Source organism: Peribacillus sp. TH14 (genome assembly GCF_016651145.1).
Lineage (GTDB): Bacteria > Bacillota > Bacilli > Bacillales > DSM-1321 > Peribacillus > Peribacillus butanolivorans.
This window is the reverse complement of the sequence record NZ_JAEKEK010000001.1, coordinates 4,979,491-5,006,061: the sequence shown is the minus strand read 5'-3', so window position 1 is coordinate 5,006,061 and position 26,571 is coordinate 4,979,491. Positions and strand designations below refer to the sequence as shown.

25 protein-coding genes and 2 pseudogenes are annotated in these 26,571 nt (G+C 36.1%); 2 read left to right on the top strand and 25 right to left on the bottom strand.

The window, feature by feature from the left end:
- Positions 1-157 precede the first annotated feature (157 nt).
- From map to cdaS, 6 genes are all read right to left on the bottom strand, one after another.
- The gene (map, locus tag JFU50_RS24155) at positions 158-904 is read right to left on the bottom strand and encodes a type I methionyl aminopeptidase (protein ID WP_201224505.1); all 747 of its coding nucleotides are present in this window, start codon (positions 902-904) and stop codon (positions 158-160) included.
- Between the two features lie 935 nt (positions 905-1,839).
- On the bottom strand, positions 1,840-2,637 hold the full coding sequence (locus JFU50_RS24145) for an ABC transporter permease subunit (protein WP_201224501.1): 798 nt from the start codon (positions 2,635-2,637) through the stop codon (positions 1,840-1,842).
- A 45-nt stretch (positions 2,638-2,682) separates the two neighbouring features.
- Positions 2,683-3,492, bottom strand: a complete 810-nt coding sequence (locus tag JFU50_RS24140; protein ID WP_342366309.1) for an ABC transporter permease subunit — start codon at positions 3,490-3,492, stop codon at positions 2,683-2,685.
- 6 nt (positions 3,493-3,498) lie between these two features.
- Positions 3,499-4,383: an ABC transporter ATP-binding protein gene (locus tag JFU50_RS24135; RefSeq protein WP_201184690.1), complete on the bottom strand. Its 885-nt coding sequence runs from the start codon at positions 4,381-4,383 to the stop codon at positions 3,499-3,501.
- A gap of 67 nt (positions 4,384-4,450) precedes the next feature.
- Positions 4,451-5,074, bottom strand: a complete 624-nt coding sequence (locus tag JFU50_RS24130; protein WP_201224499.1) for a TetR/AcrR family transcriptional regulator — start codon at positions 5,072-5,074, stop codon at positions 4,451-4,453.
- A gap of 457 nt (positions 5,075-5,531) precedes the next feature.
- Positions 5,532-6,152 carry a sporulation-specific diadenylate cyclase CdaS gene (cdaS, locus tag JFU50_RS24125; RefSeq protein WP_082527466.1) on the bottom strand — a complete coding sequence of 207 codons (621 nt, stop codon included), beginning with the start codon at positions 6,150-6,152 and terminating at the stop codon, positions 5,532-5,534.
- A 317-nt stretch (positions 6,153-6,469) separates the two neighbouring features.
- On the opposite strand from cdaS, the gene JFU50_RS24120 reads away from it, so the two are divergent.
- Positions 6,470-6,790: a 2Fe-2S iron-sulfur cluster-binding protein gene (locus JFU50_RS24120; RefSeq protein ID WP_056522869.1), complete on the top strand. Its 321-nt coding sequence runs from the start codon at positions 6,470-6,472 to the stop codon at positions 6,788-6,790.
- A gap of 251 nt (positions 6,791-7,041) precedes the next feature.
- On the opposite strand, the gene JFU50_RS24115 is transcribed toward JFU50_RS24120, so the two are convergent.
- On the bottom strand, positions 7,042-7,605 hold the full coding sequence (locus JFU50_RS24115; protein ID WP_201224497.1) for an MOSC domain-containing protein: 564 nt from the start codon (positions 7,603-7,605) through the stop codon (positions 7,042-7,044).
- 295 nt (positions 7,606-7,900) lie between these two features.
- A complete protein-coding gene (locus tag JFU50_RS31815; protein WP_201224494.1) occupies positions 7,901-8,779 on the bottom strand; it encodes a helix-turn-helix domain-containing protein in 879 nt (292 codons plus the stop codon).
- A gap of 101 nt (positions 8,780-8,880) precedes the next feature.
- Between JFU50_RS31815 and JFU50_RS24105 the strand changes: the two genes are divergently transcribed.
- Positions 8,881-9,786 (top strand): DMT family transporter, encoded by a 906-nt coding sequence (locus JFU50_RS24105; RefSeq protein WP_201224492.1) that lies wholly within the window; start codon positions 8,881-8,883, stop codon positions 9,784-9,786.
- A 158-nt stretch (positions 9,787-9,944) separates the two neighbouring features.
- Here the strand turns inward: JFU50_RS24105 and JFU50_RS24100 are convergent, their stop codons facing one another.
- From JFU50_RS24100 to JFU50_RS24020, 17 genes and pseudogenes are all read right to left on the bottom strand, one after another.
- Positions 9,945-10,442 carry a CcdC protein domain-containing protein gene (locus JFU50_RS24100; protein ID WP_201184700.1) on the bottom strand — a complete coding sequence of 166 codons (498 nt, stop codon included), beginning with the start codon at positions 10,440-10,442 and terminating at the stop codon, positions 9,945-9,947.
- A 741-nt stretch (positions 10,443-11,183) separates the two neighbouring features.
- Positions 11,184-12,185, bottom strand: coding sequence for an NAD(P)-dependent oxidoreductase (locus JFU50_RS24095; protein WP_201224490.1), 1,002 nt, complete (start codon positions 12,183-12,185; stop codon positions 11,184-11,186).
- A gap of 35 nt (positions 12,186-12,220) precedes the next feature.
- A complete protein-coding gene (locus tag JFU50_RS24090; protein WP_201184705.1) occupies positions 12,221-12,979 on the bottom strand; it encodes an SDR family NAD(P)-dependent oxidoreductase in 759 nt (252 codons plus the stop codon).
- 4 nt (positions 12,980-12,983) lie between these two features.
- A complete protein-coding gene (locus tag JFU50_RS24085) occupies positions 12,984-14,501 on the bottom strand; it encodes an FGGY-family carbohydrate kinase (RefSeq protein ID WP_201224488.1) in 1,518 nt (505 codons plus the stop codon).
- 12 nt (positions 14,502-14,513) lie between these two features.
- Positions 14,514-15,776 carry a PTS galactitol transporter subunit IIC gene (locus JFU50_RS24080; RefSeq protein ID WP_201224486.1) on the bottom strand — a complete coding sequence of 421 codons (1,263 nt, stop codon included), beginning with the start codon at positions 15,774-15,776 and terminating at the stop codon, positions 14,514-14,516.
- A gap of 126 nt (positions 15,777-15,902) precedes the next feature.
- Positions 15,903-16,448, bottom strand: coding sequence for a glycerol-3-phosphate responsive antiterminator (locus JFU50_RS24075; protein WP_201184710.1), 546 nt, complete (start codon positions 16,446-16,448; stop codon positions 15,903-15,905).
- A 101-nt stretch (positions 16,449-16,549) separates the two neighbouring features.
- Entirely contained in the window at positions 16,550-17,344 is a 795-nt protein-coding gene (locus JFU50_RS24070) for a class I fructose-bisphosphate aldolase (protein WP_201224484.1), read from the bottom strand.
- Between the two features lie 204 nt (positions 17,345-17,548).
- Positions 17,549-17,926 (bottom strand): VOC family protein, encoded by a 378-nt coding sequence (locus JFU50_RS24065; RefSeq protein ID WP_201224482.1) that lies wholly within the window; start codon positions 17,924-17,926, stop codon positions 17,549-17,551.
- Positions 17,927-18,352: 426 nt separating this feature from the next.
- A pseudogene (locus JFU50_RS24060) lies at positions 18,353-18,740 on the bottom strand (iron chaperone).
- 238 nt (positions 18,741-18,978) lie between these two features.
- A pseudogene (locus tag JFU50_RS24055) lies at positions 18,979-19,548 on the bottom strand (amidohydrolase family protein); the annotation flags it as partial.
- A gap of 407 nt (positions 19,549-19,955) precedes the next feature.
- A complete protein-coding gene (locus JFU50_RS24050; RefSeq protein ID WP_201184716.1) occupies positions 19,956-20,681 on the bottom strand; it encodes a YjjG family noncanonical pyrimidine nucleotidase in 726 nt (241 codons plus the stop codon).
- 355 nt (positions 20,682-21,036) lie between these two features.
- The gene (locus tag JFU50_RS24045; RefSeq protein WP_201224480.1) at positions 21,037-21,735 is read right to left on the bottom strand and encodes a Crp/Fnr family transcriptional regulator; all 699 of its coding nucleotides are present in this window, start codon (positions 21,733-21,735) and stop codon (positions 21,037-21,039) included.
- 849 nt (positions 21,736-22,584) lie between these two features.
- Positions 22,585-22,842, bottom strand: a complete 258-nt coding sequence (locus JFU50_RS24040) for a DUF2533 family protein (protein ID WP_056522882.1) — start codon at positions 22,840-22,842, stop codon at positions 22,585-22,587.
- Positions 22,829-22,999 carry a hypothetical protein gene (locus JFU50_RS24035; protein ID WP_201224478.1) on the bottom strand — a complete coding sequence of 57 codons (171 nt, stop codon included), beginning with the start codon at positions 22,997-22,999 and terminating at the stop codon, positions 22,829-22,831. The genes JFU50_RS24040 and JFU50_RS24035 overlap by 14 nt, the downstream gene beginning before the upstream one ends.
- Positions 23,000-23,738: 739 nt before the next feature.
- Positions 23,739-24,374: an FMN-dependent NADH-azoreductase gene (locus JFU50_RS24030; protein WP_201184722.1), complete on the bottom strand. Its 636-nt coding sequence runs from the start codon at positions 24,372-24,374 to the stop codon at positions 23,739-23,741.
- Positions 24,375-25,001: 627 nt separating this feature from the next.
- Positions 25,002-25,184, bottom strand: coding sequence for a twin-arginine translocase TatA/TatE family subunit (locus JFU50_RS24025; protein ID WP_201184724.1), 183 nt, complete (start codon positions 25,182-25,184; stop codon positions 25,002-25,004).
- A gap of 220 nt (positions 25,185-25,404) precedes the next feature.
- The gene (locus JFU50_RS24020) at positions 25,405-26,571 is read right to left on the bottom strand and encodes a metallophosphoesterase (protein WP_242489095.1); all 1,167 of its coding nucleotides are present in this window, start codon (positions 26,569-26,571) and stop codon (positions 25,405-25,407) included.

Here is a 26,571-nt window from a genome sequence, read left to right as displayed (position 1 = left end):
ACCTAATCCACTTAGTACTATAGTTTGGGATTTCATCTATTATTGGTTGAATAGAATTCAGAATATTCTGTCGAGGTATTCTTTCTAATAAATAATGATATTTACGACATAAAAAAAGCAACGGCCAATTATTAGGTCGTTGCTTTTTTAAATACTCTTATTGTTCCGTTAAAATAATCGGAGCTTCTTTTGTAATAACAAGAGTATGTTCATATTGAGCAGAAAGTTTGCCGTCCGTTGTTCTAGCGGTCCAGCCGTCTTGGTCCATTTTCATATGCCATGTTCCTGCATTCAACATTGGCTCGATTGTTATGACCATTCCTTCTTTCAGACGAGCACCTTTACCTGGTTTACCATAATGTAAAACAGTAGGGTCTTCATGCATTGTTTTACCAATACCGTGTCCTGTGAAATCACGGACTATAGAAAATTTTTCGCCTTCTGCATAAGATTGAATCGCATGTCCAATGTCACCAAGGCGATTGCCTGCCCGGGCAACTTCAATGCCTCTATAAAGTGCATTTTTTGTTACATCCATCAAACGTTGAGCTTCCTCGGAAACCTCACCAACTGCATAGGTCCACGCTGAATCCGCCAATCCACCATTAAGATTCACAACCATATCAATCGTTACGATGTCTCCCTCTTTCAAGGCTTTCTTTTGCGGGAAACCATGGCAAATTACATCATTCACAGATGCACAAGTTGCATATTTGTAGCCATTATAGCCCTTTTGTTCCGGCGTTGCACCGTGCTCTGCTAGATATTTGTCGACAAACTCTTCAATTTCCCAAGTTGTAATGCCCGGCTTAATCATTTTAGCGATTTCTCTATGCGTCGCAGCAAGAAGCTTTCCTGCTTCATGCATCAAATGTATTTCTCGTTCACTTTTTATTGTAATCATTTAAAATCCTCTTTCGTTTAATATCTTTTCTGATTGAGACTCCTTATTTATCATATGCCTTTTTTTATATAAAAAGCAACCAAAAACCCGGTAAAATTACCGGGTTAATAAATTGATCGCCATTTCTGTATCCGTAATCGGCTTGTAACAAACGTAATTCTCACAAATATAAAACGTTTTATCATCGTTTACCTTTTGACAACTTTCATTAAAAGACGCAAACTCCGCTAGTTTCTGGCTATCTTTGCTGACCAAGTAGGTGCACTGTGCTTCTATAAAGTCATTCCTGTAAATCCTTGCTCATTGATATAATGTGCAAGTGCATGGAAATGAGCCTACCTACTCATACTTTTTTACTTCTTGCTCTTCTGATTCAATAGGCTTAAAAATTGATTCAGATGAAAACATATTAAAGTAGATATTAACAAGTACCTTATTTAGTTTTTGATTTACCACACTTCGCTTGGTATTGTCCAAAGCATTTTTCATTATTACTGCCGCAGTTTATCCTCATCTTTAGGGATGCTACTGTCTCCACATACATATATAAATGACCTTTTTCTGTTTCCCTGAATCAGTAACTTGTAACTCACACATTGTAGCTGTGGAATCTATAGGAATCTAATTTCTTTTAAAAGAATCTTCGTTATATGATTTTTTTATCATTGTAAGGACTTAACTAAAATGTGTTCATGAAACTATACTAACTCCAGCCATCACTATTTATTTATTAGGCTTTAGTTACTTCATAAAAGCGCCCTTTTCTGGAATAAAGCTCAAGGATTTAAATATTTACAAATCCTGAGTAATAATAGTTGAATTTTTTATAAATCTTTTAGCTGTTTGCTTTCAAAAGTTTTATTTAATAGGCTATTTTACATTTCATTGTTGCTTTTTATTTCCATGAAAAAAGACCGAAAATTACGGTCTTTGTACTAAACATTCAAATCTCTTTTTTTATAAAAAACATAGGTTACGACCAAAAGTGTTAGAATCAATATTAGTGAAATTACTACAAGTATTACATCCAAACCGCCGCCATACATTACATTTTTCGCTTCAAAATATTTAAATGGTGTAAGATATCTTAAGCCTTCAAGGTTCTCATTCAAATCAATAACGATTGATAACAAATACGTTAGTAAAAGGATTCCAGCCGCTACAGATGCAGCCGTTTTTGGCTTCTTTTTTACAGCAGCAAGTGCGCTGCCGATGACCATGAACAAGACCTGCAAAAAGAACATTGCCGCCATTAATATGGCTATTTCACCATTAACCGCCTCACCAACGCTGTATTTCCCTAAAAGAATAATGGACGAAACGAATGTTGCGAGATTAAAGATTACGATATTAGTGAATGCTGCCAATAGCTTATTTGTAATGACTTTACTTCTAGATACTGGTTTGACGAATAAAAACTCGGATGTTTTATCCCGTTCTTCTTTAGCAATAATGGTTGCTCCAAGCATTACCGCATGAATGGTTGCCATTAATAATAAATAGAGAAAAAGCATTCCATAGTAGCCGCTGGCCTTCGTTAAATCTAAATCACTGAAACCCAATACAGCCCGCAGCGATTTTGGAATATCTGCGATCAAATCATTTATCGATTGCCCCGATGACGAATATGCTTCATATTTAGTCATTCCTGATGTCACCATAAGGAAGACACCGATGCTCCAAAATATGAGCGATTTTCGATGATACTTCATCTCTTTTAAAAATATATTCATGACCCAACTCCTCCATATAGCGTTCCACAAGTAAAGCAAGCATTCTTAAACAGCATGTATATCCTTCTTGTTATAGACGACATAACTAGCTGCTATGGCAAGAATGATAATAACTGCACCAACAATCAAAAATGTTGCTTCATAGCTGGAATGTTTAATGATATAAGCCGCGTCGAAATATTTAAACGGGGAAATATAACGTTTCACTTCATCACCTGTCGTATCACTGAACATTCCCACAAAGTAGAAAACAAAGACAGTGGCAAGCGAGACGGTCAGCACGGATTTGATCCTTTGGACAATAACAGAAATGATGATCCCCAAGGCTAAGAATAGGAGTTGAATGAAAAAAATTGTAAGCGACAGCAAAAAGAAAATTTTCAAGCTAAACTCATCAGTCTTGACTTGTAATGCCACAAAGCTAGCTGCCGCGAAATAAACGATATTCGTCATGACAATCGAAACAAAAGCTGCCAATAACTTGGCTGTCAAAATTTTAGTACGGGTAACAGGCTTCGTTAACAAAAAGTCCGCTGTTTTTGCAAGGACTTCCTTGCTGACAATAGAAGTGCCGAGATTCATTGCCTGGATTGCTGCGCAAAGAGTAATGAACGATAATGGGAAGCTATAGAATCCTATAATAGTAAAGAAATTTTCTTGATTAAACCCAAGTGCGTTTCTTATTGCAGCCGGATAATTTTCCAATATTTTTTTAAAATCCTCTGCATCCTCTGCAAATGAGGAATACATCGACATGAAAATAACGATGATCACAATTAACGATAGAGACCATATGATTGTAGACTTTCGATAAGCCTTCAAATCATGCATAAAGATATTCATAGAGATATTCATAGTTTCTTAGGCCTCCTTTTCGTAATAATGCATAAATATCTCCTCAAGGTCCGGCTCTTCGATCCATAGATTCGCGATTTCAATTTCCGCGATTCTTTTCATCACTGTATTGATATTACCTCTAAATAAAAAGCTGATTACGTTATTGTTAACCTCTAATTTATTGACCCCTCCGATTTGGAAATAATTCTTATCTAGGGCAGATTTCGTCTCAATTTTAAACTTTTTATAGTTGTTCTCCTGTAACGTACTAATCTTTTCTACCGTTACGATTTTACCTTCTTTAATGATGGCAACTCGATTACATAATCTTTGAACCTCGCTGAGGATGTGCGACGAAAATAGAATCGTAGCACCTTTTTTATTCTCTTCCTCTAATAGTTCAAAAAATTTTTGCTGCATTAATGGGTCAAGCCCGCTCGTGGGTTCATCCAAAATAATAAGTTTAGGTTCATGGAGAAGCCCTTGAACAATCCCGACCTTTTTCTTGTTTCCTAAAGAAAGGTCATCAATTTTTTTATTGAGATCCAAGTCCATTATTTTTGCTAAATCTTTGATTCTCTTACTACAATCCTTTTTATAAAAACTGGCTGAGTAATTTAAAAGTTCCTTTACTTTCATATTGTCATAGTAAAAAACTTCTGATGGTAAATAGCCAATTTCCTTTTTTATTTCTGGAGCAAAACGAATACAGTCTTTCCCAAAAATAGTGGCGCTGCCGCTCGTTGGGTAAATGAGCGATAATAATGTGCGAATCGTTGTCGACTTCCCGGCACCATTCGGTCCTATAAACCCGAAAATTTCACCCTGTTCAACATTAAAACTAATATCGGATATTCCTCTTGATTTGCCGTAAGTTTTGGTTAGATTTTTAATTTCTATTACGTTCATTATAATTCCTCCCTTTTTTCTCATCGGTATGCGGAATTACCAATTTTAGAAATGATGGATCACTACCTTATTCGTACAAAGAATCCCTTAGTATTTCCAAGTATTCTTCCATTTCTGCCATTGTCTTATCGCTAGCGATTTGCTCCAGGGATAGGGACGATACTTTTTCTTGCATTTGATACGCAAACCCTTCTAATGTCCAATTAATAATGTTGATCGCCTTTTTAATATCAATCCCTTTTTTAAATTTAGAAAGATCAATATCGGAAAATAATTTATTAAAGGAACTTTCGAACAATTCCTTCCCCCTGCTGTTTATATCAATTTTAACTGCAGGGGAGGAGTCTTTATAGATCGACTTAACGAAATTTAACATTTCAGGGTAAATTTGATATATTTCAATTTTCAGTAATGCGATTTGCCGATAGCGGACAAAAATGTCTTTTTCTTCCCAATTTATTTTTTCCATAATTTTATCCATTAGAATATCGATCATATGTTCATACAAGAATAAATATAATTGCTTTTTATTTTGAAAATAATGAAATAATAACCCCTTTGATATTCCTGCTTCCTTGACGATTTCATTGGTGGATGCATTGTCATATCCCTTCTGGGCAAATTCCTTTATCGCAGCATTTATTATACGGTCTTGTTTTTCTTTATCCATGTTCAAAAATTTTGAAAACATAGGGGCAGCCCTCTTTTCTTTCATTCTAAATTTACGGTTGACCACATCAGTCAATCAAATTGTACTATCGTTGACCTATCTGGTCAATATTGTTCAAGCTATATTTTTTACAAAAAAATGAAATTGTTGCATTTGTAACTTTTGAATAATGTTTGCTCAAATTAATACTATTAACCTTTATAAACGAAAAAAGAAAGAGCGTGTTTTGAAAAAGATTTTAATCAAAAACACGCTCTTAATATATTCATTTGAATCATTCTTTTATTAAAAATTTTGATGATTTCTGTGATCCTTCCCCCGTTAAAGCGCCCGTTAATTGAGTAAGCGTTCAGAATTTCAATAAAATGCGAGACCAATTGTGTATCCAATATAAGCTAGGATAACACCAAAGGTGGTTACTGTATTTATATATAGTGCGACTGTAATTAATAAAAAATATGATTTTAGAAATTCTTATCTATAGAGACCCATGATTAGTAATTGGGTACAGGTTCCCATTTAAGGCAAATGAAACTCTACCTGTTTCCTCAGATACTACCAGTACAAGAGCATCACTTCGTTCAGTTAAACCTAAAGCAGCACGATGGCGTGTTCCAAGTTTTTTACCCCCTGATGATCTGTCTGAAAGTGGAAGGACATTTGCTGCGGAATCAATATGATTAAGAGTAACCAGTACAGCACCATCATGTAGTGGATTTCCAGGGAAAAAAATTGATTCCAATAAAGAATGGGTTAATTCTGCTCCAATTGAAATTCCTGGTTGAATCAAAGACTCAAGAGAATCTTCCCGTTGAATCACAATTAAGCCACCATGTCTCAGATTCGACATATTTTGTACACAAATTGATAATTCGGGATATTTGTCCGTAAACGGAGACAAATAACAGTTTAAATAAAAAGTTGCAGCTTTCATGTCAATGTAGACAAAATTTTCTTTGATTTTTTCAAAATTTCCAAGAAGACAATAGTTTTCATTATCCATTGCTTCTAAGTTATTCTGTAATTCAGTTATTACTTGGCGAATATCCTCTTTTAATATTTGTTTCATTGGTGAAAAATCGCAATTACCATTATTCACAGACACGCACCTCCCTTCTATTTTTTCACTCTCTTTTTTGCGATAATCATCATTGAACGCAAAAAGTTCAATCTAGATTTTTATTTATTTATATCGGTTTACATCTTGTTCAATCTAGATTTATTAATGTACTTAAAGTTTGTCTTCAAGAGAGTTATTATTCATTAATGAAAGCAAAACGAGTTTTCCATTTCTTCATTCATCTTTTTACATCAATCAGGAATGACTTTACATTTTATTATGTCATAAGGGCAAGGTAAGACAATAAATATGTTAAAGACCAATTGGAAGATATTATATATATGAGGTGGTATAAGATGCCTTACGTAACTGTATTTGACCAAGGAACTTTTGAAGTTGAAATGGGTAAAAAGTTAGTATTAGCTCTAGAAGATAACGACATTAATATTCTCCATCGATGTGGAGGGAAAGCAAAATGTACGACTTGCAGAGTAGAAATATTGGCAGGTGATTTTTTTGAGGTAACACATAAAGAAAAAAAGGCTTTTGAGGAAAAAGGAATGGAAGATCATTTGCGTTTATCCTGTCAAATTTTTGTCAATGGAGACATAACCATTCGACCGATCATGACTGTAGAAAACTCTCGAATAGACGCTGGACCAAGGCCAGCTGACTAAATTTGAACAATATTTTATTCAGTGACCCATTCTAACATCATAACATCAAAATATAAGCTGTAGCCGATTCGTGATCAGTAGCAGCTGGAAGATATGAAATAGAGGCTGAAGCACCATTAATTAAACAATACTCAGGACTATCGGCAGTTAAATAAGGGTTTAAAGTTCTGCTGTCGTTCCGGGGATAGAATGGATAATAATCTTATATTCTTAAATACTTTTCAAACAAAAAAGAGGTTCAAATGAAAACATTACACCCTTTCAAGAGGTATATGAGGTAAAGGAGGTAATTGTATTCTAACCGGGTCTCCGGGGTGAACCTCACCACTTTCCATAACTATGCTCATTATTCCTGCTTTCCGTATCAAGTGCCCCTGCTTATCACGTTCTAAAACTGCTTTCATAAGACCTGATTTAAATTGATCTATTTGGACACCTGGATTTCGTAAGCCTGTTACTTTAATAACTGCTGTTTCCCCAATATATAGAAAGGTATCCCTCGGTAAACCAAGCAGATCGATACCTTGTGTGGTGATATTTTCACCCATTTGACCAGCTGTAACATTAAAGCTATCTTTCAACTCATCTAATAATTCTGAGTGGATTAGATGAACTTGTCGCAGGTTAGGTTGATTTGGGTTACTTGCTACACGTGAACGATGCTTAACTGTTTTACCTAAATGGGCATCTCCTTCGACTCCCAAACCTTTCAAAAGTTTTATACTACTGCAATTATCCTTACTAAATGTGTGTTTATTACTTTTACTTACAGCTAGTACTATTCCACTAGCCGAGCCAATTTTTTCGTAATTCATTTTAATTCAACTCCTTATAATACTTATATTTGACATATTAATTAAAGTATCCTTCCCTGTTATTTGAAGATTAAGGGAAAATGAAAATAGTATCTAGATCACATAATGGCGCTTATCCGCAATGAAAAAAGGATTTTCGGTTGGAAAATCCTTTAACAATCAAAAATAGCAAGGTTTGATCTGAATAATCTTGAAACTAACTGGTATGACCGTACCCTAAACCACTTTCATCATTTTCTGATCCATTAATAAAAAAAACAATATCTCTTTGGATGAAGCAACTTGCCAAAAGGCTTTAAAATTTTTTTTCAACTAGACGAAATTTATTCGGAGTCATGCCAAATGCAGTTTTAAACTTTTCGATAAAATAGCTAGTACTTGAAAAACCTACTTCTAAAGAGATTTCTGTAATAGAACTTGTTGTTCGAACTAAAAGCTCTTTACTTCTATCTAAGCGGTAAGACAATAAATACTGAAAAGGTGTTCGGCCCAGATGCTTTTTAAAAAGACGATTGGTTTCAGCTCTACTTAAATAAGCAACATTTGCGACATCATCTAGTGTGATTTTACTTCCATAATGATGATGCATATATCGTAATATTTCTTTTACTCTTGGATCGTAAACTACTTTTTTCTGCCCATGATTAGGTACGATGTTCGTGACCAGACGCTCAATACAGAAAAGGTACTGTTGTGTAATCACTAATTCACATCCAAATGATTTGTTCTCATACGCGACAAATCCTTTTTTGATTGCTTCCATAATGTCATTTTGCCAATTGATACTAGGTGAAAAAGGGATAAAAGGAACTTTTTCATTTTGAATAAGGAACCCTATATACTTCTTTTCAATATACGAACTGGCTAAATGCACACCTACATTCCAACAAATATAACGTCCCTCACATGAATCGGCATGTGCTTCATGAATTACTCCTGAATTAATAAAAATCCCTTCTCCTTCATTTAAATTAATTTCTTCACCATGAATTTGAAAGCATACATGACCACCTGTTACAACGACAAACTGTAGCTCCTCATGCCAATGAAGTGGAATATAGCCAACAATATTTTTCCGAATATTAGTATGATAGAAAATGACTGGCCATTGTGGATCTTTGTATTGTACAAGTTCTTGGTACTGTGAATTAATAGAAATGTTGTAGATTTGCACTTAATCACCTCAATATTCTTATATTTTTAGAGATTAATTCGCTATTTATAGATCTTAATATTCTATATATTGATTATATCTTAATATTGATAGGTGATTATATGAATAAACAAAATCGTTTAATAGGAATTTTCTATGTCATTTTTGGCGCTAGTTTTTGGGGAGTTGGTGGGACAGTCGCGCAGCATCTTTTTCAATCTGGTAATATCGATGTGGATTGGTTTGTGACAACACGACTCTTAATTGGGGGGATTCTCTTACTTAGTAGCCAATTAGTGAGCAGTAATCGTAAGCATCTTTTTCAAATTTGGAGGGAGCCGACCAGTCGGAATCGGTTAATCACCTTCAGTCTGTTCGGCATGTTACTTGTTCAATATTCTTACATGGTTTCCATCGCTCTCGGCAATGCTGCAATAGCTACATTACTACAATACTTAGCACCGATTTTTATTATTTTTTATTTCATTGTAAAGGGGATTCAAAAATTAACAGGTTCCGATCTTTTGGCCATTAGTTTGACACTCCTTGGTACTTTTTTATTATTAACCAATGGATCATTTAATAATTTATCTGTACCCTTATCAGCTGTTATTTGGGGCGTAATTTCAGGACTATCATTAGCTTTTTACACACTCTATGCACGTTCGTTATTGGAGTCCTTTTCATCCGTTATTGTTGTTGGTTGGGCTATGTTACTTGCCGGAATTATTATGAATTTTGTACATCCTATTTGGGCAATCGAAGCTACAAATTGGTCCGCTTCCATTTATATCGCGTTAGGGTTTACAATCCTCTTTGGCACAGCACTCGCTTTTTGGATGTTTATCAAAAGCTTAGAATACTTAACGGCGAAGGAAACGACTTTACTTGGCACAGTTGAGCCATTAACAGCTGTTGTCAGTAGTATTCTTTGGTTGCAGTTACCATTTGGATTTTTGCAGATTGTTGGTGGACTCCTTATTTTAATATTAGTTGTTTATCTATCTCTACAAAATAAGGAAAAATAGAAAAATCCCCTCCAAGTAATAGTGTAATATCCATGTATATACATGGATGTTACACTGTCTACTTAAAGAAGATAATACCAACAGGGAGCCCTTATTTATGTCTACTCTATAGAATCTATTTCAAGTTCTGAAGAGACTTTCCATTCACATAATCAGTATTATCGAAAGTCAATGTTGTCGCTAGTTTGGATTCGACTTTTGTATAGCTGGCGAAATTTGATGAAAGAGATAATTCTCCAAGGTAAGATATATCCTAGTGCTACAGTCATAAATAGTGATGCTTCTGTTTCTGGACCTAGCCATTTTAAATAATCACGAAGCAAAAACCGGAAAATAAGTACGATGAGAAAGGTAATGATAAAGCTTTTGCTTTTTACAGCATAAATATGCTGATCAGATCGGAGTTCATAGTTAGTGGTCCAAATAAGTGGAATTGACAAAAGGAACCCAAAGATACCTGCACAAACCCATTCCCAACCAGCGACATGTGCTGTTGGATTTAAAATGACGAGAATAAAGGGTAATAACAAAAATAGTATGGGTAAGAGAATGCGGGTCCCGTTTCCCTTAATAGGACGATACATTGCTCTGGTTCTACGCCATAAGACCAATACAGCAATTATGATCACAATAGAATAAAACGAGGAAGAGTCCATAAATTCACCTCTATACATAGTGTATTTCAATTATATGGGAAATATAGATGGTTTAGTAGTGGTATTTGTAGAAAGAAGCAGCCGTTACTTAAGACGGCTGCCCAGTTTGTAGACAAAAGAATACCTCTTATCGTCCGTCGTTAACTAAAATATTACGTTTTCTTTTCATACAGCTGGTAAAAAAATAGGCTATCAACACAGATGAAAAAGTAATTTTATATACGAAATTTTCAGAGGGTAGCCATGAATAGTCTATCAACAGCTATTTTCTTAGGAAACAAGTGGAACTTATGGAACGAACCATACAGCATCAACTACATCTAGTACTTAAATATCAATAAATTCCATTAATGTTTAGAATACACTTCACCTACAAAAGCAATGGAATACCAAAAAAGGCATAGGGTGTATTTTCCTAATATTCGTGATGAGCTAATATAATAATAGGAACGTAATGAGAAAAGCATTACGTTTCTGATTCAAACATACGGCGGCTTACTCAACGATATTATTAAAAGATATTTACATGGTAATCATCAAGATTATGAAGAATGTTTAGATGATGTATTATTAGAAGTTGGGTTTCATACCGATTCATTCGATCCAAAAAAAGTACGTTAAACAATGGATGGCGACCTTGCTAAATATCGAACGATTGATTTCAGTGAAAAGATGGTACTCATTTTTTTCCAGACATAGAACCCCGTCAAATTACCGGGGCTCTTTTTTATAAATAAAGCTTTATGATTTCTTCTTATCCCACTCCAGCAGCCGTTCCGCCAATTTCTTCGGGGTGTTTCGAAAGGCATCATTTGTACTTCCAGCCATATGAGATGTGATTGTCACATTGTCGAGTTGCAGGAATGGACTGTTGTTCCCCAATGGCTCATGGTCAAAGGTGTCGATAGCTGCTCCTGCAATTTCATTATTTTGCAACGCTTGAATGAGATCGTCTTCCTTAATGAGGCCGGACCTCGCTGTATTAACGATTATAGCCGTGTCCTTCATTTGTTGGAAGTGCTGGTAACGGATCATATCTTTTGTCTCTTCTGTTAATCGTCCATGCATCGAAACGACGTCGGACTGTGCAAGTAATGTGTTAAGGTCAACTTGTTCGAAGTCGTTTTGACCTTTATAATACGGGTCATAGTATATGATTCGTGCATCGAATCCGTTTAAGAAACGTCCAACGAGTTGACCGATGTTCCCAAATCCAATTAGACCGATCGTTCTTTCTTCGAGTTCTGGCACGAACGCTCCGTTAGGAAAGTCCTTGCGCCATTTGCCTTGTTTTAAAGAGGCGTGAGAACGAGCTATGTTACGAATTTCTGATAGAATTAAACCGACTGTAAATTCAGCTACACTACGGGCGTTGCGCCCAGGAGTATTGATGACTTCAATGTTTCTGTCTTTCGCCAGATCCTCATTGACATTCTCCGTACCACCACGCAGGACACCTATCAACTTCAAGTTGCTAGCAGCAAGGATTAATTTAGTATTTATAGGGGCAAATTGCGTAATGACGATATCAAATGTCTCGATGTCCTCAAACAAAGTGTCGGGTAACTCCACGACTTCGCTCCCTCCATTTTCGATAGTTAAATTGTCTTTTTGCAGCTGTTCTAAATTCTCATGTATCCACTCGCGGACAGTTACTTCTATTCCAGCTTCAACTAATTTTTTCAAGCCCTGTACCATCATATCTTTTGTAATAAATAAATCAGCAATCGCTAAGCATCTCACCGTTGAACACTCCTTATCATCATTTTTCTTTACTTTTAGCGCATTAACATGCCGCCTGTGGCGTCTAGCGTCGCTCCCGTAATGTAGTTTGCTTTTTCGGAAACTAGGAAGATAGCAATGTCAGCGATTTCTTTCGCTGTAGCAACTCGCCCAAGTGGAATACGATTGACGTAATAGTCTTCATTCTTCTCAAGTGATTCTCTGATCATGTCGGTCTCAACAATACCTAATGCAAGGTTATTGACATTTATACCATTCTTCGCTATTTCACGAGCGAGCGAAATCGTAAACCCGACCATCCCCGCCTTGCTTGCAGCGTAATGAGCGTGTCCAGTCGTCGATCCATGAAACGCAGCTTGCGACGTGATGTTTAAGATTTTGCCACGTTTGTTTCGTTCAAGGCAATGATTGGCAAATGTTTGACACGTCAGAAAAACGCTAGTCAAATTGATTTCGATCGTTTCATTCCATTCCGCTAAGCTCATATCCTTCACATAGCTCGTTGGCCACACCCCAGCATTATTGATGAGCAAATCCACTTCACCAAAATGCTCGATGCTCTTATGAATTAGCTCAACAGCTGCATCAGCATTGGCTAAGTTTACTTGAAAGGAGACTGCTTTGCAGCCAAGCGACTTAATCTCCTCAACCACTTCTTGTGCTTTTTTTTGATTGCCCTGGTACGTTAAGACGATGTTAGCACCTTCATGCGCTAAGGAGAGGGCGGTTTCACGACCTACCCCTCGTGAGCCACCCGTGATGATTGCAGTTTTTCCTTGAATACCTAAGTCCATAGCATTATATACCTACCTTCCACATTTTTTCCATATGCTCCAGAGTTTCTTTATACCTATTGTACTTTTCAGCATACACTTTTGCTTTATCCAGATTCGGTTTAATAATACGGTCGACATTCACCATTTTAATAGCCGCTTCTTTAATTGAACCATATTGTCCATTCATAACAGCGGCACACATTACGGTTCCAAGCGTACCGTGTTCTTTTACTTCAACAATTTCAAGGGGGATCTGCAAGGAATCAGCGAACATTTGAAGCCATACATCTAATTTTGTTACTCCCCCGGCAATGCGAGAGGAGACTGGTTTATCACCATATTTAAGCAATCGCTCAATATGATACATATGGCCGAACACGATTCCTTCGTATACGGCACGAACGAAATGCTCCTGCTTATGCCAACTATTCATGCCAATAAAACAAGAAGTGGCATTTGGTACCGTGTTCGACCCGAATAAGAAAGGGAAAAAGAGCAAATTACTGTCCTCCGGTCCTGTTGAAGCCACCAATTCATTGCAAAGATCGTACACGGACCTCCCTTGATTCTCATACTCAAACTTTTCTCCAACCATGAACTTATCAATAAACCATTCAAGATTGCTCGCTGATGTTGGACTCGCTTCAGTTGTGAGCCAGTAATCAGGCAAACAGTAAATTGACGTCATGAACAAATCTTTATCAATGACTGGCTTTTTTGTGATGTACTCATTAATGCTCCATGTTCCAGCGACGATACATAGCTTATTTTCTTCCACAAGACCGGATGCAATGGCTGACGCGGCAATATCAAAAAGCCCTCCAGCAAGTGGAGTTCCTTCTTTTAGCCCAGTCGCTTCCGCAGCTTCTTTTGTGATGTATCCGCACACATCAGTAGATTGTTTAAGTGGGGGAAGCTTAGTCAAAATCTTTTGTAACCCGAAGAAGTCAAGTAATTCCTCATCAAAACATTGATCTCTCACATTCAATAAGCTCGTGCCAGAAATATCGGTCAACTCCAAGTATGCTTCTCCTGTCAATTTAAAGCGCAGAAAATCCTTAACCATGAATATATAATCAGACTGATCAATTACTTCTTGCTCATGGTCTTGCAACCAAGCTAGCAATGCTACTGGCTGACCCGCCCAAACAGATTGCATAGTCTTAGGAAGTACTTCAGTCTCGAAGCGAGGATCTGCATACCATTCATCTATATACTTCTTCGCCCGATTATCAGTAGAGATGATTCCGTTATAAGGAGACCCTCCGTCTTTTGTCGCTAAATAAAGACCGTTACCGTGACCGGTAATGGATATACCAACAATTTGCCCTGCATCTATCGCCGATTTCCTCAACACTTCTTTAATTACCTTGACGTTTGCTTCCCATAGCTCATCGATATCCCGTTCCGTATGAAATGGCTTTGGCATTATCATTTTTGTCTTTTGCGAGGCAATCTCCACTTCTTTTCCAGACAGTGTGTATAAGGCTGCTTTTGTGACTGTGCCACCATTATCAATTCCCAGTAAATAATTCTCCATTATCGTTCCTCCCTATGCAAAGAATGACGCGATTTTAATCAGTAACCATCCAAGCGGAGTCGAAGCTCCACCGACTAAGTTAGCGAGTTCAGTAGTGTTGCTAATATTGTCTGGAAAGGCGACATTAGCCAATTTTGCAGCTTCTGTAAATGCGCCCGAGATATCCGTCCCAATGTAGAGAACCATAGTCATGATGACGATTCCAGTAATATAAAGGCGGACCATATTATGTTTAAGGAATGGTGAACACATCGCAAATAGAAATGAAAGCGATGCCAAATCCGTGAATGGCAATAAACGATTACCTGGAAGGATTACTGCGAGCACAAGCGCAGTTGGTATCATTAAAAGTCCAGTTGCCAGAACTGCCGGATGGGCAATGAGTAGCGCTGTATCCATAGCGATGTAAAATTCACGGTTTGGAAACCTTCTCTTCAAGAAAGCTTCCGCTGCTTCCCGTATGATTGATAAACCTTCGACAAGGACGTCAACCATTTTAGGTAAAAGTACCATGACCGCACCAACGGTCACCCCTAGCGTCATAACTGATCCAATGTCAAAGCCAGCAAGAATCCCAAGCAAGACGCCGATAATCGCTCCTAGTGTTAATGGTTCGCCGAACACACCGAATTTCTTTGTAATTGATTCAGGGTCCGCCTTCACATCGCGCAACCAGGGTATGCGTTCAATGATCCAGTTGATGGCTATCCCAAACGGAACAAACACGGCGGTCGTCCCATGTGGAAAAGATACACCCTTTAAATTAAAGTCAGACTGAATACGTGGAGCAGTCAAATCACCAATAATCAAGACAATGACAAAGTGAATCAGTGCTGCCAAGGTCGCAATCCATATACTATCTGTCATACTATAAATAAGTGCACCTGTAACCATGAAGACCCAGAAGTTAAATATATCAATATTAACAGTTTTTGTTACTTTCAAGAATAGTAGAATGATATTTAAAAGAATGATCCCCGCTACGGCAAATGGAACGATAGGCGTCCCCCAGCCTATCGCCGCTGCTACAGGCCACCCAGGGTCGATGACTGTCAATTGCAAATCAAATCGGGAAACCATTGCTTCAGCAGCTGGTCCCATGCTTTCAAGAAGAAGTGTGATAATTAAGCTAATACCGACAAATCCAATACCTACAAGCATGGCTGCTTTAAAGGCACGGCCAATTGTCACTCGAAAACAGAGCGCCATGATAAAAAAAATTATCGGCATCATCACCGACGGACCTAAATTGATCACCCAATTAATCATTTCCATGCAAACTCCCCCTTTTTCCTTCTTTTTAAAACAAAAAAACCACAAAGAACGACAGCTTAAACTCTGTCAACTTTGTGGGGACTCTCCATGGTCTCATACCCATTCTTGCTATTTTGTTGTATTTGTTTACCAAAGTTCTTTTTGACTCGTCGTCACAGCTGAAAATCCAGCGCGAAAGACGGTTTCAATCTTTACTTTTGAATCAAGGAAACCACCCGCAAGTAAATGAGTGTTTGGTATTATTGACTGAATTTGGTTAACGTAATGAATCGCGAAAGGACCCGGTAAAACCTCAACTCCATCAAAGTTAATATTCTCCAAAGATTTCAAAGCTTGTTCAAGAGAACGAGAATCAAGTAGGAACACGCGGTAAATTGCCAGTAAATCAAGCTTCATAGCTGTGTTTAATACACGTTGGTTCGGTGAAATGACCCCATCAACCTTGAACATTTCCTTTAACCACTTAACACCCTTTGCATCCTTCGTTAATCCTTCAATCAAATCTAAGTGTACTAACACTTTCTTACCTGCTTGATGACACCGTTTCGTCAATTCCTTTAAATTGCCGATATGTGCTTCTGATAACAATACGTACTCCGACTTACTTGAGAGCGCACTGTCCAAATCTTTTAATTGTCTTGTTGATGGAATAACTGTCTTATCTGAAAACATCTCGACCACCCTTTTAATATAGCGCTTACAACCTTCAATTGTAAAATGTTCCTAAAAAAGTGTCAAGTCATGTTCTTACACATTGTATGTGCTGCATGGTTTCAGTATGCTCTGTATGTTTCATACGCCTCTTCTGCTGTACCTTTCCCGTGAATGATTACATTCAGCGCGGCTACCACACCCGCTGGCTTTTCATTTTGCGTAATATTGCGACCAACGGCTACCCCTTTTGCACCAACATCCATGCAGTGTTTTACGAATTTGAAATAATCTAGTATATGTTCGGTTTTTGGTCCTCCCAAGGCAAGAACAGGCCTTTGAGCCATCTTTACGATTTCTGAATCTCCTGCTTCCCCTGAAAAACGTGTCTTGATAATATCAGCTCCAAGCTCTGTACCAAGACGTGCCCCAGTGGCTATCACTCCCGGATTATTGGAATCCTCATTCGTAACAGCGTATCCGTAAGGCAATGTCTCACACATAAATGGCATGTTCCATTTATCGGCATCACGAGCTAGGTGCCAGGCAATTTGATGTGAGGCTGCTTCGTTAGCTGCACCAGGAAACGTCATTGAAATAATGCCGTCTGCACCAAGCTTCAGTGCATCCTCAACGACTATCAAACCAGTTGTATTTGGTACACTTGAATCGAACACTCCCGTCGATAAATCAGCACGAACGAGCATGCCCACATCTGCAAGTGAATTGGCGTAAGTCTTTGCCATACCATACGTGACAAGTACTGCATCAAGGCCATTTTCAATCATCTTTGGCAATTCGGCAATTGTGTCATCAATTCCCCTGGTATTCGTCGAGAAATAATAACCATCAAGAGCCAATGTGATTGACTTCCCATCTTCTGCAAATATGTTTGCCATTCTCCTTGTTTTTGGCATGTAATCTCCCCATTTCTATAAAATAAACGAACAAAAATCCCCACAAAGAATCGACAGCTATCTGTCAACTTTTGTGGGGATTCACTTAGTCACATACCCAATTAGTATTGCTATTTTGTTGTCCGTTTTATGTTACCTTAATCATATGGGAACTTAAGTCTTCTGTCAAGGATATTTCTGAATCCGTTTTCATTTGTATATGATTTACTTTTTTTCCATAACCGCAAAGTAATTTTCTTCATTATCAGCAAAGTTAAATACTCTACCAAATGGCATACTTACAAGTTCTCCGACTGTGATATTTTTATCCGAAAAGTCTTTATATAATTTATCGAGATTTTCCGAGTAAAACATTAACGACGGTGTATTAAGATTTAATTCAGGTCGCATTTTTGCAATTAATTCTTTATTGTGGAGAATGATACTTGTTTCTGCTTCCTTAGTTGGAGCAATTTCAATCCATCTCATTTGGCCGTTATCTTCTTCAGAAACTACGGTAAACCCTACTTTTTCTGTCCAAAATTTCAATGTCTCATCTTGGTTATTTACATATAACATAATTTGACCGACTTTATTAATCATTTGCTTCTCTCCATTTCTACTAGTTAGGTTAATATTGATATTTTTTTCGTTTGAGCATTATACTTTTGTTTTTAAGCATATAACTACTTAATGAATATACCAAATGTAAGATTTAAGCCAAGTTTTGCTATGCTTCTCTTTTAATTCCGTATTTGATGAACAAATAAAGTTAAGTACCTACATTTTTTGTTATATAAATCTGCCCAATTAGTAGCATAAGAAATGCACCTGTTTCTAGCCTGCCCCATATAGAAGTATTTGATAATTTACTTTCACTTCTAGATTATGATTTTCTTCTGCTTGAACAATTTATGAAAAAGTATGAATAACAGAACAAAAAAGAAGTATTCTTATTAAATTTTGTTATGTGACTAAACTGTCCCGTTACTTGAATAAGAATTTATAATCAACAGAATTTGAATGAAATTATTTTTTCTTTTTCAATCTGCCTTCAGCTTTCTTTATATTCTCAGCAACTCTAAATTTAACTATCTCGCTTATTAATTCATACGGCATCGGCTTTTCTAGAGGAAACTGAACTGCCCCTTTTGAACTTTTATATTCCGAAAATTCATGTTCAAAAGCGGCGATTCCGCTAGAAGTTGGATAAAATCCTATATGTTTTTTATAGGCGACTGAAATGTACCAGATTCCCATGTAAAACAAAGGTAGGCATTTGATAACTTATCTTTTCTTCTGCATCTGGTGCTGATTCTTTTATAACTTTTCTTAACCTTTTAAGTTTTTCCTGAACCTCATGAGGAAATTGTAAAATGTATTCATCAATTGATTTAAACATATAGGATCCCTCCATGATTTCTCCTCTCATTAAACCAAACCCTTAGAATTTCATTTACATATATTATAACGTTTTCTTACTCAAATTTCCTTCCCATTTAGCTCAACAAAATAAAAGGCTACCGCAGACAACCTCATTATTAAACTCAAGCACTCATTAGTTGAACAAGTCACTTCTCTTAAAATGCATATAATAGACGGACTGTGCAGTAATTAATCAATTTGTAATAGCGTTAAGGCCATTTCACCAACTCCTATACTGATATTTTTAAATACCAATTAAGTGCATTTTTATAAAGAACTTTTTTAGCTTCTTCTTCCTCAAGTATATTATTTATCAGCTCTATATCTGAATATCAAAAAGGCCTATTAGCCCTTGTTGAGGGTAAATCTGTTCCGAACATCAATGCATCTGGGTTTGTAGAGTATATAGTCCGAATTGCTTCTTCATCATCAAAATCAATTCTTCCGAAACCAGTTGCTTTTACTCTTACACCTTTATCAACTAAAGATAAAAGATTCGTAAAACCGCTTTTTGATAAACCAAGATGATCTATCGAAACCGAAGTAAGCTTTTCTACTATCGTTGTTATCTCTGTTAAAGAGTTAGAATCAATGTATAGCTCTGTATGCCAATTTACTAATTCATAAACTCTTCTCGCTAAGTAATCTAAACGTGATATATCCTCGGAACCTCCACGATTTACATTGAATCGAATAGCTTTCACACCAAGTTCCTTAAGTTTAATGATTTCATCATCTGATGTATTGTATGGCAATTGAGTTACACCAACAAAGTTTTCACCAAGGGTTTGTAACGCATTATCGATAATATGTAAATGCGAATCAAAACTTTCATATTTTTTCCTCCAGTCTAATTACCTTTCTACTAAATTTTATATCCTGAATTTGCATAATGAAATTTAATAATATTTATAAATATCGATAGGTTTAATTTATCAGTTGATTAATTAAGTTTGCATTTTGATGTTCAATTAAACCTGCCTATTTGTCTCCAATAGAAAAGAGTCGCATCAACAGCCCTTTATTAAACCCTTGTTGTTCTAAAAAAGTTTGATTAAAAACATCTAACACTCATGTTTTTCAAGATACAAAAAGAAACCATTTTAATCAAAGTTAGATCAAAATGGTTCTTTTCTTGCTAATTAATATAGATTTCATAAAAAAATTGATCATTTTATTAAAGCTGTTAACAAAGATAATGCGATAGTCAGGAACAGTACTGACTAACAGCTGTTGATTCTTTTTCTACGTTTAAAATGCAATACAGCTCTTCAAGCTTTTGTATTTGATATGTTGGAACAATTTTAGTTTCATTAGGTTCCAGTTTAGGGTTGAGCCAACATGTATCTATAGCAGTTTGCTGTCCGCCTTTAATATCCGCACTTAAGGAGTCTCCGATGATTAATGCTTTTTCCATCGAGAAATTAGGAATTCGCGCAAAGACATAATCGAAATATTCCTTCATGGGCTTTTGAAAACCAGTATCCTCTGAAACGAAAATATCCTTAAATAGCGGAAATAATCCTGAATCACGTAAGCGTTTATACTGGGTCTTGGAAACACCATTAGTAACAATATATAAGTCATATTTATTTTGCAGATCGGCTATCAATTCAAAGGCCCCATTAACAAGCTGATGCCCCTCTTCTAAATAGCTACGATAGTTCTTTTCCATTAATACTCCATCAACTTCTCGACCGTATTCCTTAAATAAACGTGAATGGCGAGTATTCACTACCGTATCACGATCTATTATTCCTTTTTCAAAGGACTTCCAGAGATCTTGGTTTATTTTTTTATATTGTGCTTCGATTTCAGGAGTTAAGTGGATATTTTGATCCTCGAAAAGCAAGCGCAAAGCTAATTTTTCTGCTGCGCCAAAATCCAATAGTGTATCATCTACATCAAATAATAATGTCTGATATTTTTTCACAATTCCTTCTCCATTCCTACGTATGTAATTTACAAAATTGAGCTAGCATATCTGGGACCAAGCAACTTGATGGCCCTCATTATACTGATGAAGACACCTACTCCGGTTAAGACACTGAACCAGTACCAGGGCTTCATATTTTGCAAAGCAAATATCCTTCAACGATGAGACCAATCATCAGCAAAGGGAAAGATTCCATTCCTAATACAAGTGTCGTTGCAGCCCAAGAGCCTATATTTTCATTCGCTTTACTATTCATTATATTTTGCGAACTGACTAACAAACCTACGATCAGTGCAAATGTTAGTCCTACAATAATAACCTCTACTCCCCAATTTAATGATTCTATTCTAATTCATTCATAAATATTGTGATTGGCTAGGTCACTCAATCCTTCTCGATTTTTAACATGGATGAACTCCTTGTTACGTTCAATCAAACCCTCTGTACATAGGTGTTGGATAACTCGATTGAGATGTCTATAGCTCGTCCCGATTAAATCCGCTACATCTCTTAAACTATTTGTACTGAGACGGCCTTTAAAATGAGCATCTGATTCATCAAAAGATATGGACAATAAATAACTTGCTAATCGTATTTCTACTGGATACATCAAATTAAAGCTCAAAGAGTTAGATTTAATACAAAATTTTCTTGTAATGGTTTTGAGTAAAAATTGTAGAAACGGTGTATAATCACTTCCGTATTTTCCTAACGAATCATAATGAATTCCAATCATGTTAACAGACGAGACGGCCTCAACCGTATTGATAATATCAATACCTTGTACGTATTCAATATCCCCAATCAATTCAAGTGGTGTCTTAAAAGAAAGAATCAATTTCTTACCTTCCAAAGAGGTGGTATAAATTTTAATTTTCCCCTTCACAAGTATATAGAGATACTGTGATGGCTCTCCTTGTGCACAAATAATCTCTCCCTGATCAAAGCTATACAACGACAACTGGGCTATTAATGGAGCGTTAAATATAGATTCTATTTGATGAGCATGCAAATAGTAATTGAGTTGCTGTCTATCTTCGGTTTGCTTCATGAATCGCTTCCGCCTCTTCCCCCTCATTCATTCCATTTCTGAAAAAGTTCTACTATTTAAGCACTAATATCACAACGCTAGCTACCAACATACTCAATACCGATAAACTGCGGTAGCTTCATCTGCTGCTTGATTTCACCGAACCGCCATTACAATCAATGCCAAAGATCAAACTGAGCCGGGCAAGGAGCACTGCTAAAATAGTGTTATCACGAATCCCAATTAGGTAATCGTTGCAGTTTACCAAGTTCTTATATCTTGAATCATCCGCTAATTAACTACTTCTTGCAAAGTAATAAAGGCACTTCCTAAAAACGCGAAGAAACTTCCTCTCATTTTTCACTCACCCATTTAGATTGCTCTCTATATTAAATGATAGATTCACGTAGTTTGGAAAGGACATATGTCCTCAATCTAACATTTACTCGGTTTTTCTTTAGCAGACCTTCTAAGGACTACGCAATCATCGAAAGGTGGTTTACTCTTGCCACGCCTACATGTGCCTTAAAGAATCATGCTTTTAAAGCGAAGAACAAACAATTGAACTAGCTATGTTATTCATGATGCCATAGTTTTTCTATTTTCATCATTCCTGATTTATTACTATTTAAAAAACCCAAATCGGACCTTTTTAAGTGTCCACCATTTTAGGTGAATTCAACAGTATCTAATAACTCTATATCCCTCTTAATATCATTCCAACTAAACAACTAAAAATATTTCTATATGCCATCTATCTTAATTGGTAGTTTAAAATTCGTGTATAAAAAAACACTCATCTATATAATGAGTGTCAGGCTCGCACCGATGTTCGGTGCTTTTTCTTACATCTAAGATCTGTAAATTAGTTTACTTCAATGACTCCACATATGAACGAACCATGTCTGGGGTAACTAATTTACGAGTAGGTATAAACCTTTGATTTGCAAGAACATTGATTTGCATAGTGATTTGATTAATTTGGTCTGTTGTAAAATCCTTTTCAGCTTTACATAATTCAATAGCTCCTTGAATATAATCTTCACGTTGTTGGTCTAAAAGCGAAAATTCAGTAAAAAGTTGATTTTGTTTTTGGGCATGTAAAGAAAGGGCTTTATGTACACTCATTGTCCTTCACTCCTATGATTTTTCTAATAGCTACTTCTATAATAACAAGATAATATAGAAAACTAAAGACTTTAGCGACATCCATTTTTATTACATGTCCTGACGGAGTAGATCCAGAAAAAGCCATTTCTCCTGACCATTTAATTATTGTCTTCAATTATTTCAACCCTTCCTTGGTGTTTTCCTATCCTTTAAACGTTCGTAGAGCTATTTAACAAAATTTCAGTTCAATTAAGTTTTTATTAGTACATAACCTACCGACTATTTTTTGTGTTGAGTCTTAGAGTACCTTAAGGACTATTCCAATTCTTATTTTACATAGTTAACATGTGAACGCCCTTGAGAGATTGTTTGACCTATATATTATGTAATATAGCTAGAAATTATTTAACCAAATTTTCACTGCTATTCTGTAATTAACAAGGATACTATGATTTGCAGAATTTTTTTATCTTTTAACTGTCATTGCAACAAGCACTACGTCTTGACCTTTTCACGACTGATACCTATCTTCAATTTATTAAGAATAGTCTCTCTGCAGGGGAAATCTTTTCATGCAAAAAAGGAGTAAGGAAAACTCCCTACTCCTTTTTATATTTAGGATGTTAATTAACTATTTTACGTTTTTTTCTAAGCCAAAACAGTATTGGACTAAACCCTCTTTTTAAAAATCTAAAATAAAAGTTGATCACATTTAACATTCCAGTCTGGATTTCCGACTAATAATAGAACCTATTTTGAAAAAATATTGAAATTCAAAATAGGTTCTTTATGTTAATTCAGGCATCTAGTTTGTTTAATGCTTCTTCAACTAAAGCACCTGATTGTTGAAGGTCTGATAGCTTTAAGTATAAATCTACATAAAAAAAGCCAACAAGTTGTTGATTCTATGGTAATTAAAAAGTAGAAGCTAAATCTTTTGCTCTTGTAATAGCATTTTCTTTAATTTCTTGTGCTTTATCAGGCATTGCAGCATGTCCTTCAACGAATAATCCTTCAAATGAAGGAACTCCGAAGAATTGCATTATGATATTTAGATATCGGTGTCCCATTTCCATTTCAGCTGCTGGTCCTTCGGAATAAATACCACCACGAGCTTGAATATGCAATGCTTTCTTGTCAGTTAAAAGGCCAACTGGACCTTTGTCGGTATATTTAAATGTTTTTCCTGCAACAGAAACAGAATCAATATATGCTTTTAATACTGGTGGGAATGAAAAATTCCATAATGGTGTTACAAATATATATTTATCGGCAACAATGAATTGCTCACATAATTCTGAGAGTCGACCAACTTTAGTTTTCTCTTCCGACGAAAGTTCTTCAAATCCCTTTCCAGATTGAAGTTTTCCCCAACCACTGAAAACATCCACATCAATTTCAGGAATATTTTCTTTATAAAGGTCAATATTCACAATTTCATGGCTAGGATTTACTTCTTTATAAGTTTCAATAAATGTTTTTCCAACGGCCATACTGTAAGATTGAGTTTCATCATTCGGATGAGCTGTGATGTATAATACCTTTGTCATTCTGCATCTTTCCTTCCCTTTTACATATTTGAACATTCTAGTTTGTCTAAGTAATTTAACATTTATACAATTACCTCTAGCTAAAATATCATTAATTTTAGGTAGTTATATCTTCTACTTTGTATCAAAAAGGAATCTTGCCATAAATGGTAAATAACTAATGTAACTAAAAAAGACACAATTCCTTGTACAAGAATTACGCCTAGTTAAAAATCACAACATTATAAAGGGCGACTGAATATTTTCGCGAAAATTGAATAAAAGAGCCCATTAAAAATGAAACTGTCTAAATTATATAGTCACATGCAAAAACGATACTTCTAAACCTAAAACCCAGGCTAAGACATTTTACGGAAATAAAATGGAAACTTCCTTACAAGAAAAAAGAGAGAACATTAATTGCCACTCTTCCTTTTATTTCTAAATATCACTTAGCTATTAAAGATACATGATCTGCAGTTGCCCAATTGTTTATAGGTACTACTTTATATTTTACACCAGACTTAATTTTCAACATCGCCTTTCTTTATCAAAACATTTGGGATATGGGAGTACTCATTCTTCAGATGGAATACTTGTAAAAACAAGAGGAAGATGCAAGCTTGTTGCTTACATCTTCCTAAAAAATTATTTGGATTGTGTCTTTTCTTCTTTCTCATCTGGAGAAATCAAATCTTTTGTAGAGTTTTTAAATTCTCTTAATGTGCTGCCAAAAGCACGTCCAATTTCGGGCAACTTAGATGGTCCAAATATGATGAGGGCAATGACTAAAATCAATATCAATCCAGGCATCCCAATATTTTGAAACATTGTGTATCCTCCTTAAAATTTAATTCCTTTTTTCTTCGGTCTAAAACGTAACAAACTCTCAGTTTCTATATTGGCTGTCTCTCTTAAAATAGTAAACCAGAAGTTACGGCTGCAAGGGCTGCAGCACCTGTTCCCATATATGTAAAAATGGTACGCCGATTTCACGGTTTGTTTTCCATCAGGTTGTCCTCTTGTATTTCTCCTGAAAGCTAAAGTTATATTAGAGAGTAGCTAATGCTTTTGTTTTTCCCTCTATTTTCAAGAATGTTTTACTCATATTACCAAATGAATCTATCGCATATACTTCGATATCATAACTTATACCTGGCTGCAATCCCTTAACTGGCAGAACGAATGGGTTGGGTATAGGATCTTTGTAGAATTCTGAGAAAGCCCGAAACTCTTTCGCTATTTGTCCTGTTTGTTTGTTCTTCGCCACTACTTTATAAGAATGTACCAGTAAATTATCATTTGCCTGAGTAAACATGACATTCATCTCAGTACTAGTTGTGTCAAGAACCGTAATGCTTGCTCCTTTAGGGAAATGAGGTTTTACTTGCTCTCTCATTTCTGCATATTTAAATGTATTTTTTTTAGCGGGATAGTCAATTACCCATGGCTCGCCTATCCAATTATTTTGATTAAAGTCACGACGATGAATGTTCACTTTGTTTCCATGAACCTCTACAATTAGACCCTGACTAAAGGTTTCGGATCCTTTAGGTAATTCTCCTTGAAGATACCCAGCCTCTACCCACATATTTTTTAGAGAAGCTGTTGCAACAGAGGTAAAATCCTTTTGATGGATTGCTCTTGGTTCATCCAATGGATAATGTGTGTGACCGGAAAACGTAATTACTTGCGGATATTCTTTTAGAGTGTTATACAGTAACTCTCTGTTAACTTCGAATCCCCATTCACTCCCGTATACTGTATTTTTGATAGGCTGATGCAGAAACACAAATATCGGTTTCTTAGGATCATCTTGTTTCGCCTGCTGCAGTTGCTCCCCTAACCACGCAATTTGTTGTTCTGAAAAGTATCCTTCTGTCTTTCCATTTTCAGTGCCAAGAACTATGAAATGAAACCCTTTGATTACCTTATGGTAGAAAATAGACTCCATCCCCATTTTCTTTAAAAACAGTTTTTGGGCATCTGTTACAGATAAACCATTCCAATAGTCATGATTTCCTATCGCAAACAAAGAAGCGGCCTGCGTTTGTTTTTTTGCATTATAAAGAGCCACAAAGCGATCATACTCTTCCGTAAATCCATTTTCTGTTAAATCCCCAACAACAACAAGAGCATCTTGTTTTGGCACCAACTCATTCAATTGATGCAATGCGCTACCCAACTTTTGCAGATCGGTTGTACCACTCTTCAACAT

Excerpts from the sequence above, each read along its gene's own strand:
- map (WP_201224505.1), bottom strand. The coding sequence starts at position 904 with ATGATTACAATAAAAAGTGAACGAGAAATACATTTGATGCATGAAGCA.
- JFU50_RS24130 (WP_201224499.1), bottom strand. The coding sequence starts at position 5,074 with ATGTTTTCAAAATTTTTGAACATGGATAAAGAAAAACAAGACCGTATA.
- JFU50_RS24100 (WP_201184700.1), bottom strand. The coding sequence starts at position 10,442 with ATGGACTCTTCCTCGTTTTATTCTATTGTGATCATAATTGCTGTATTG.
- JFU50_RS24140 (WP_342366309.1), bottom strand. The coding sequence starts at position 3,492 with ATGAATATCTCTATGAATATCTTTATGCATGATTTGAAGGCTTATCGA.
- JFU50_RS24135 (WP_201184690.1), bottom strand. The coding sequence starts at position 4,383 with ATGAACGTAATAGAAATTAAAAATCTAACCAAAACTTACGGCAAATCA.
- JFU50_RS24075 (WP_201184710.1), bottom strand. The coding sequence starts at position 16,448 with ATGTTTTCAGATAAGACAGTTATTCCATCAACAAGACAATTAAAAGAT.
- JFU50_RS24070 (WP_201224484.1), bottom strand. The coding sequence starts at position 17,344 with ATGCCAAAAACAAGGAGAATGGCAAACATATTTGCAGAAGATGGGAAG.
- JFU50_RS24120 (WP_056522869.1), top strand. The coding sequence starts at position 6,470 with ATGCCTTACGTAACTGTATTTGACCAAGGAACTTTTGAAGTTGAAATG.
- JFU50_RS24145 (WP_201224501.1), bottom strand. The coding sequence starts at position 2,637 with ATGAATATATTTTTAAAAGAGATGAAGTATCATCGAAAATCGCTCATA.
- JFU50_RS24065 (WP_201224482.1), bottom strand. The coding sequence starts at position 17,926 with ATGATTAATAAAGTCGGTCAAATTATGTTATATGTAAATAACCAAGAT.
- JFU50_RS24040 (WP_056522882.1), bottom strand. The coding sequence starts at position 22,842 with ATGAGTGTACATAAAGCCCTTTCTTTACATGCCCAAAAACAAAATCAA.
- JFU50_RS24090 (WP_201184705.1), bottom strand. The coding sequence starts at position 12,979 with ATGGACTTAGGTATTCAAGGAAAAACTGCAATCATCACGGGTGGCTCA.
- JFU50_RS24030 (WP_201184722.1), bottom strand. The coding sequence starts at position 24,374 with ATGACAAAGGTATTATACATCACAGCTCATCCGAATGATGAAACTCAA.
- JFU50_RS24085 (WP_201224488.1), bottom strand. The coding sequence starts at position 14,501 with ATGGAGAATTATTTACTGGGAATTGATAATGGTGGCACAGTCACAAAA.
- JFU50_RS24025 (WP_201184724.1), bottom strand. The coding sequence starts at position 25,184 with ATGTTTCAAAATATTGGGATGCCTGGATTGATATTGATTTTAGTCATT.
- JFU50_RS24045 (WP_201224480.1), bottom strand. The coding sequence starts at position 21,735 with ATGAAGCAAACCGAAGATAGACAGCAACTCAATTACTATTTGCATGCT.
- JFU50_RS24105 (WP_201224492.1), top strand. The coding sequence starts at position 8,881 with ATGAATAAACAAAATCGTTTAATAGGAATTTTCTATGTCATTTTTGGC.
- JFU50_RS24080 (WP_201224486.1), bottom strand. The coding sequence starts at position 15,776 with ATGGAAATGATTAATTGGGTGATCAATTTAGGTCCGTCGGTGATGATG.
- JFU50_RS24115 (WP_201224497.1), bottom strand. The coding sequence starts at position 7,605 with ATGAATTACGAAAAAATTGGCTCGGCTAGTGGAATAGTACTAGCTGTA.
- JFU50_RS24020 (WP_242489095.1), bottom strand. The coding sequence starts at position 26,571 with ATGTTGAAGAGTGGTACAACCGATCTGCAAAAGTTGGGTAGCGCATTG.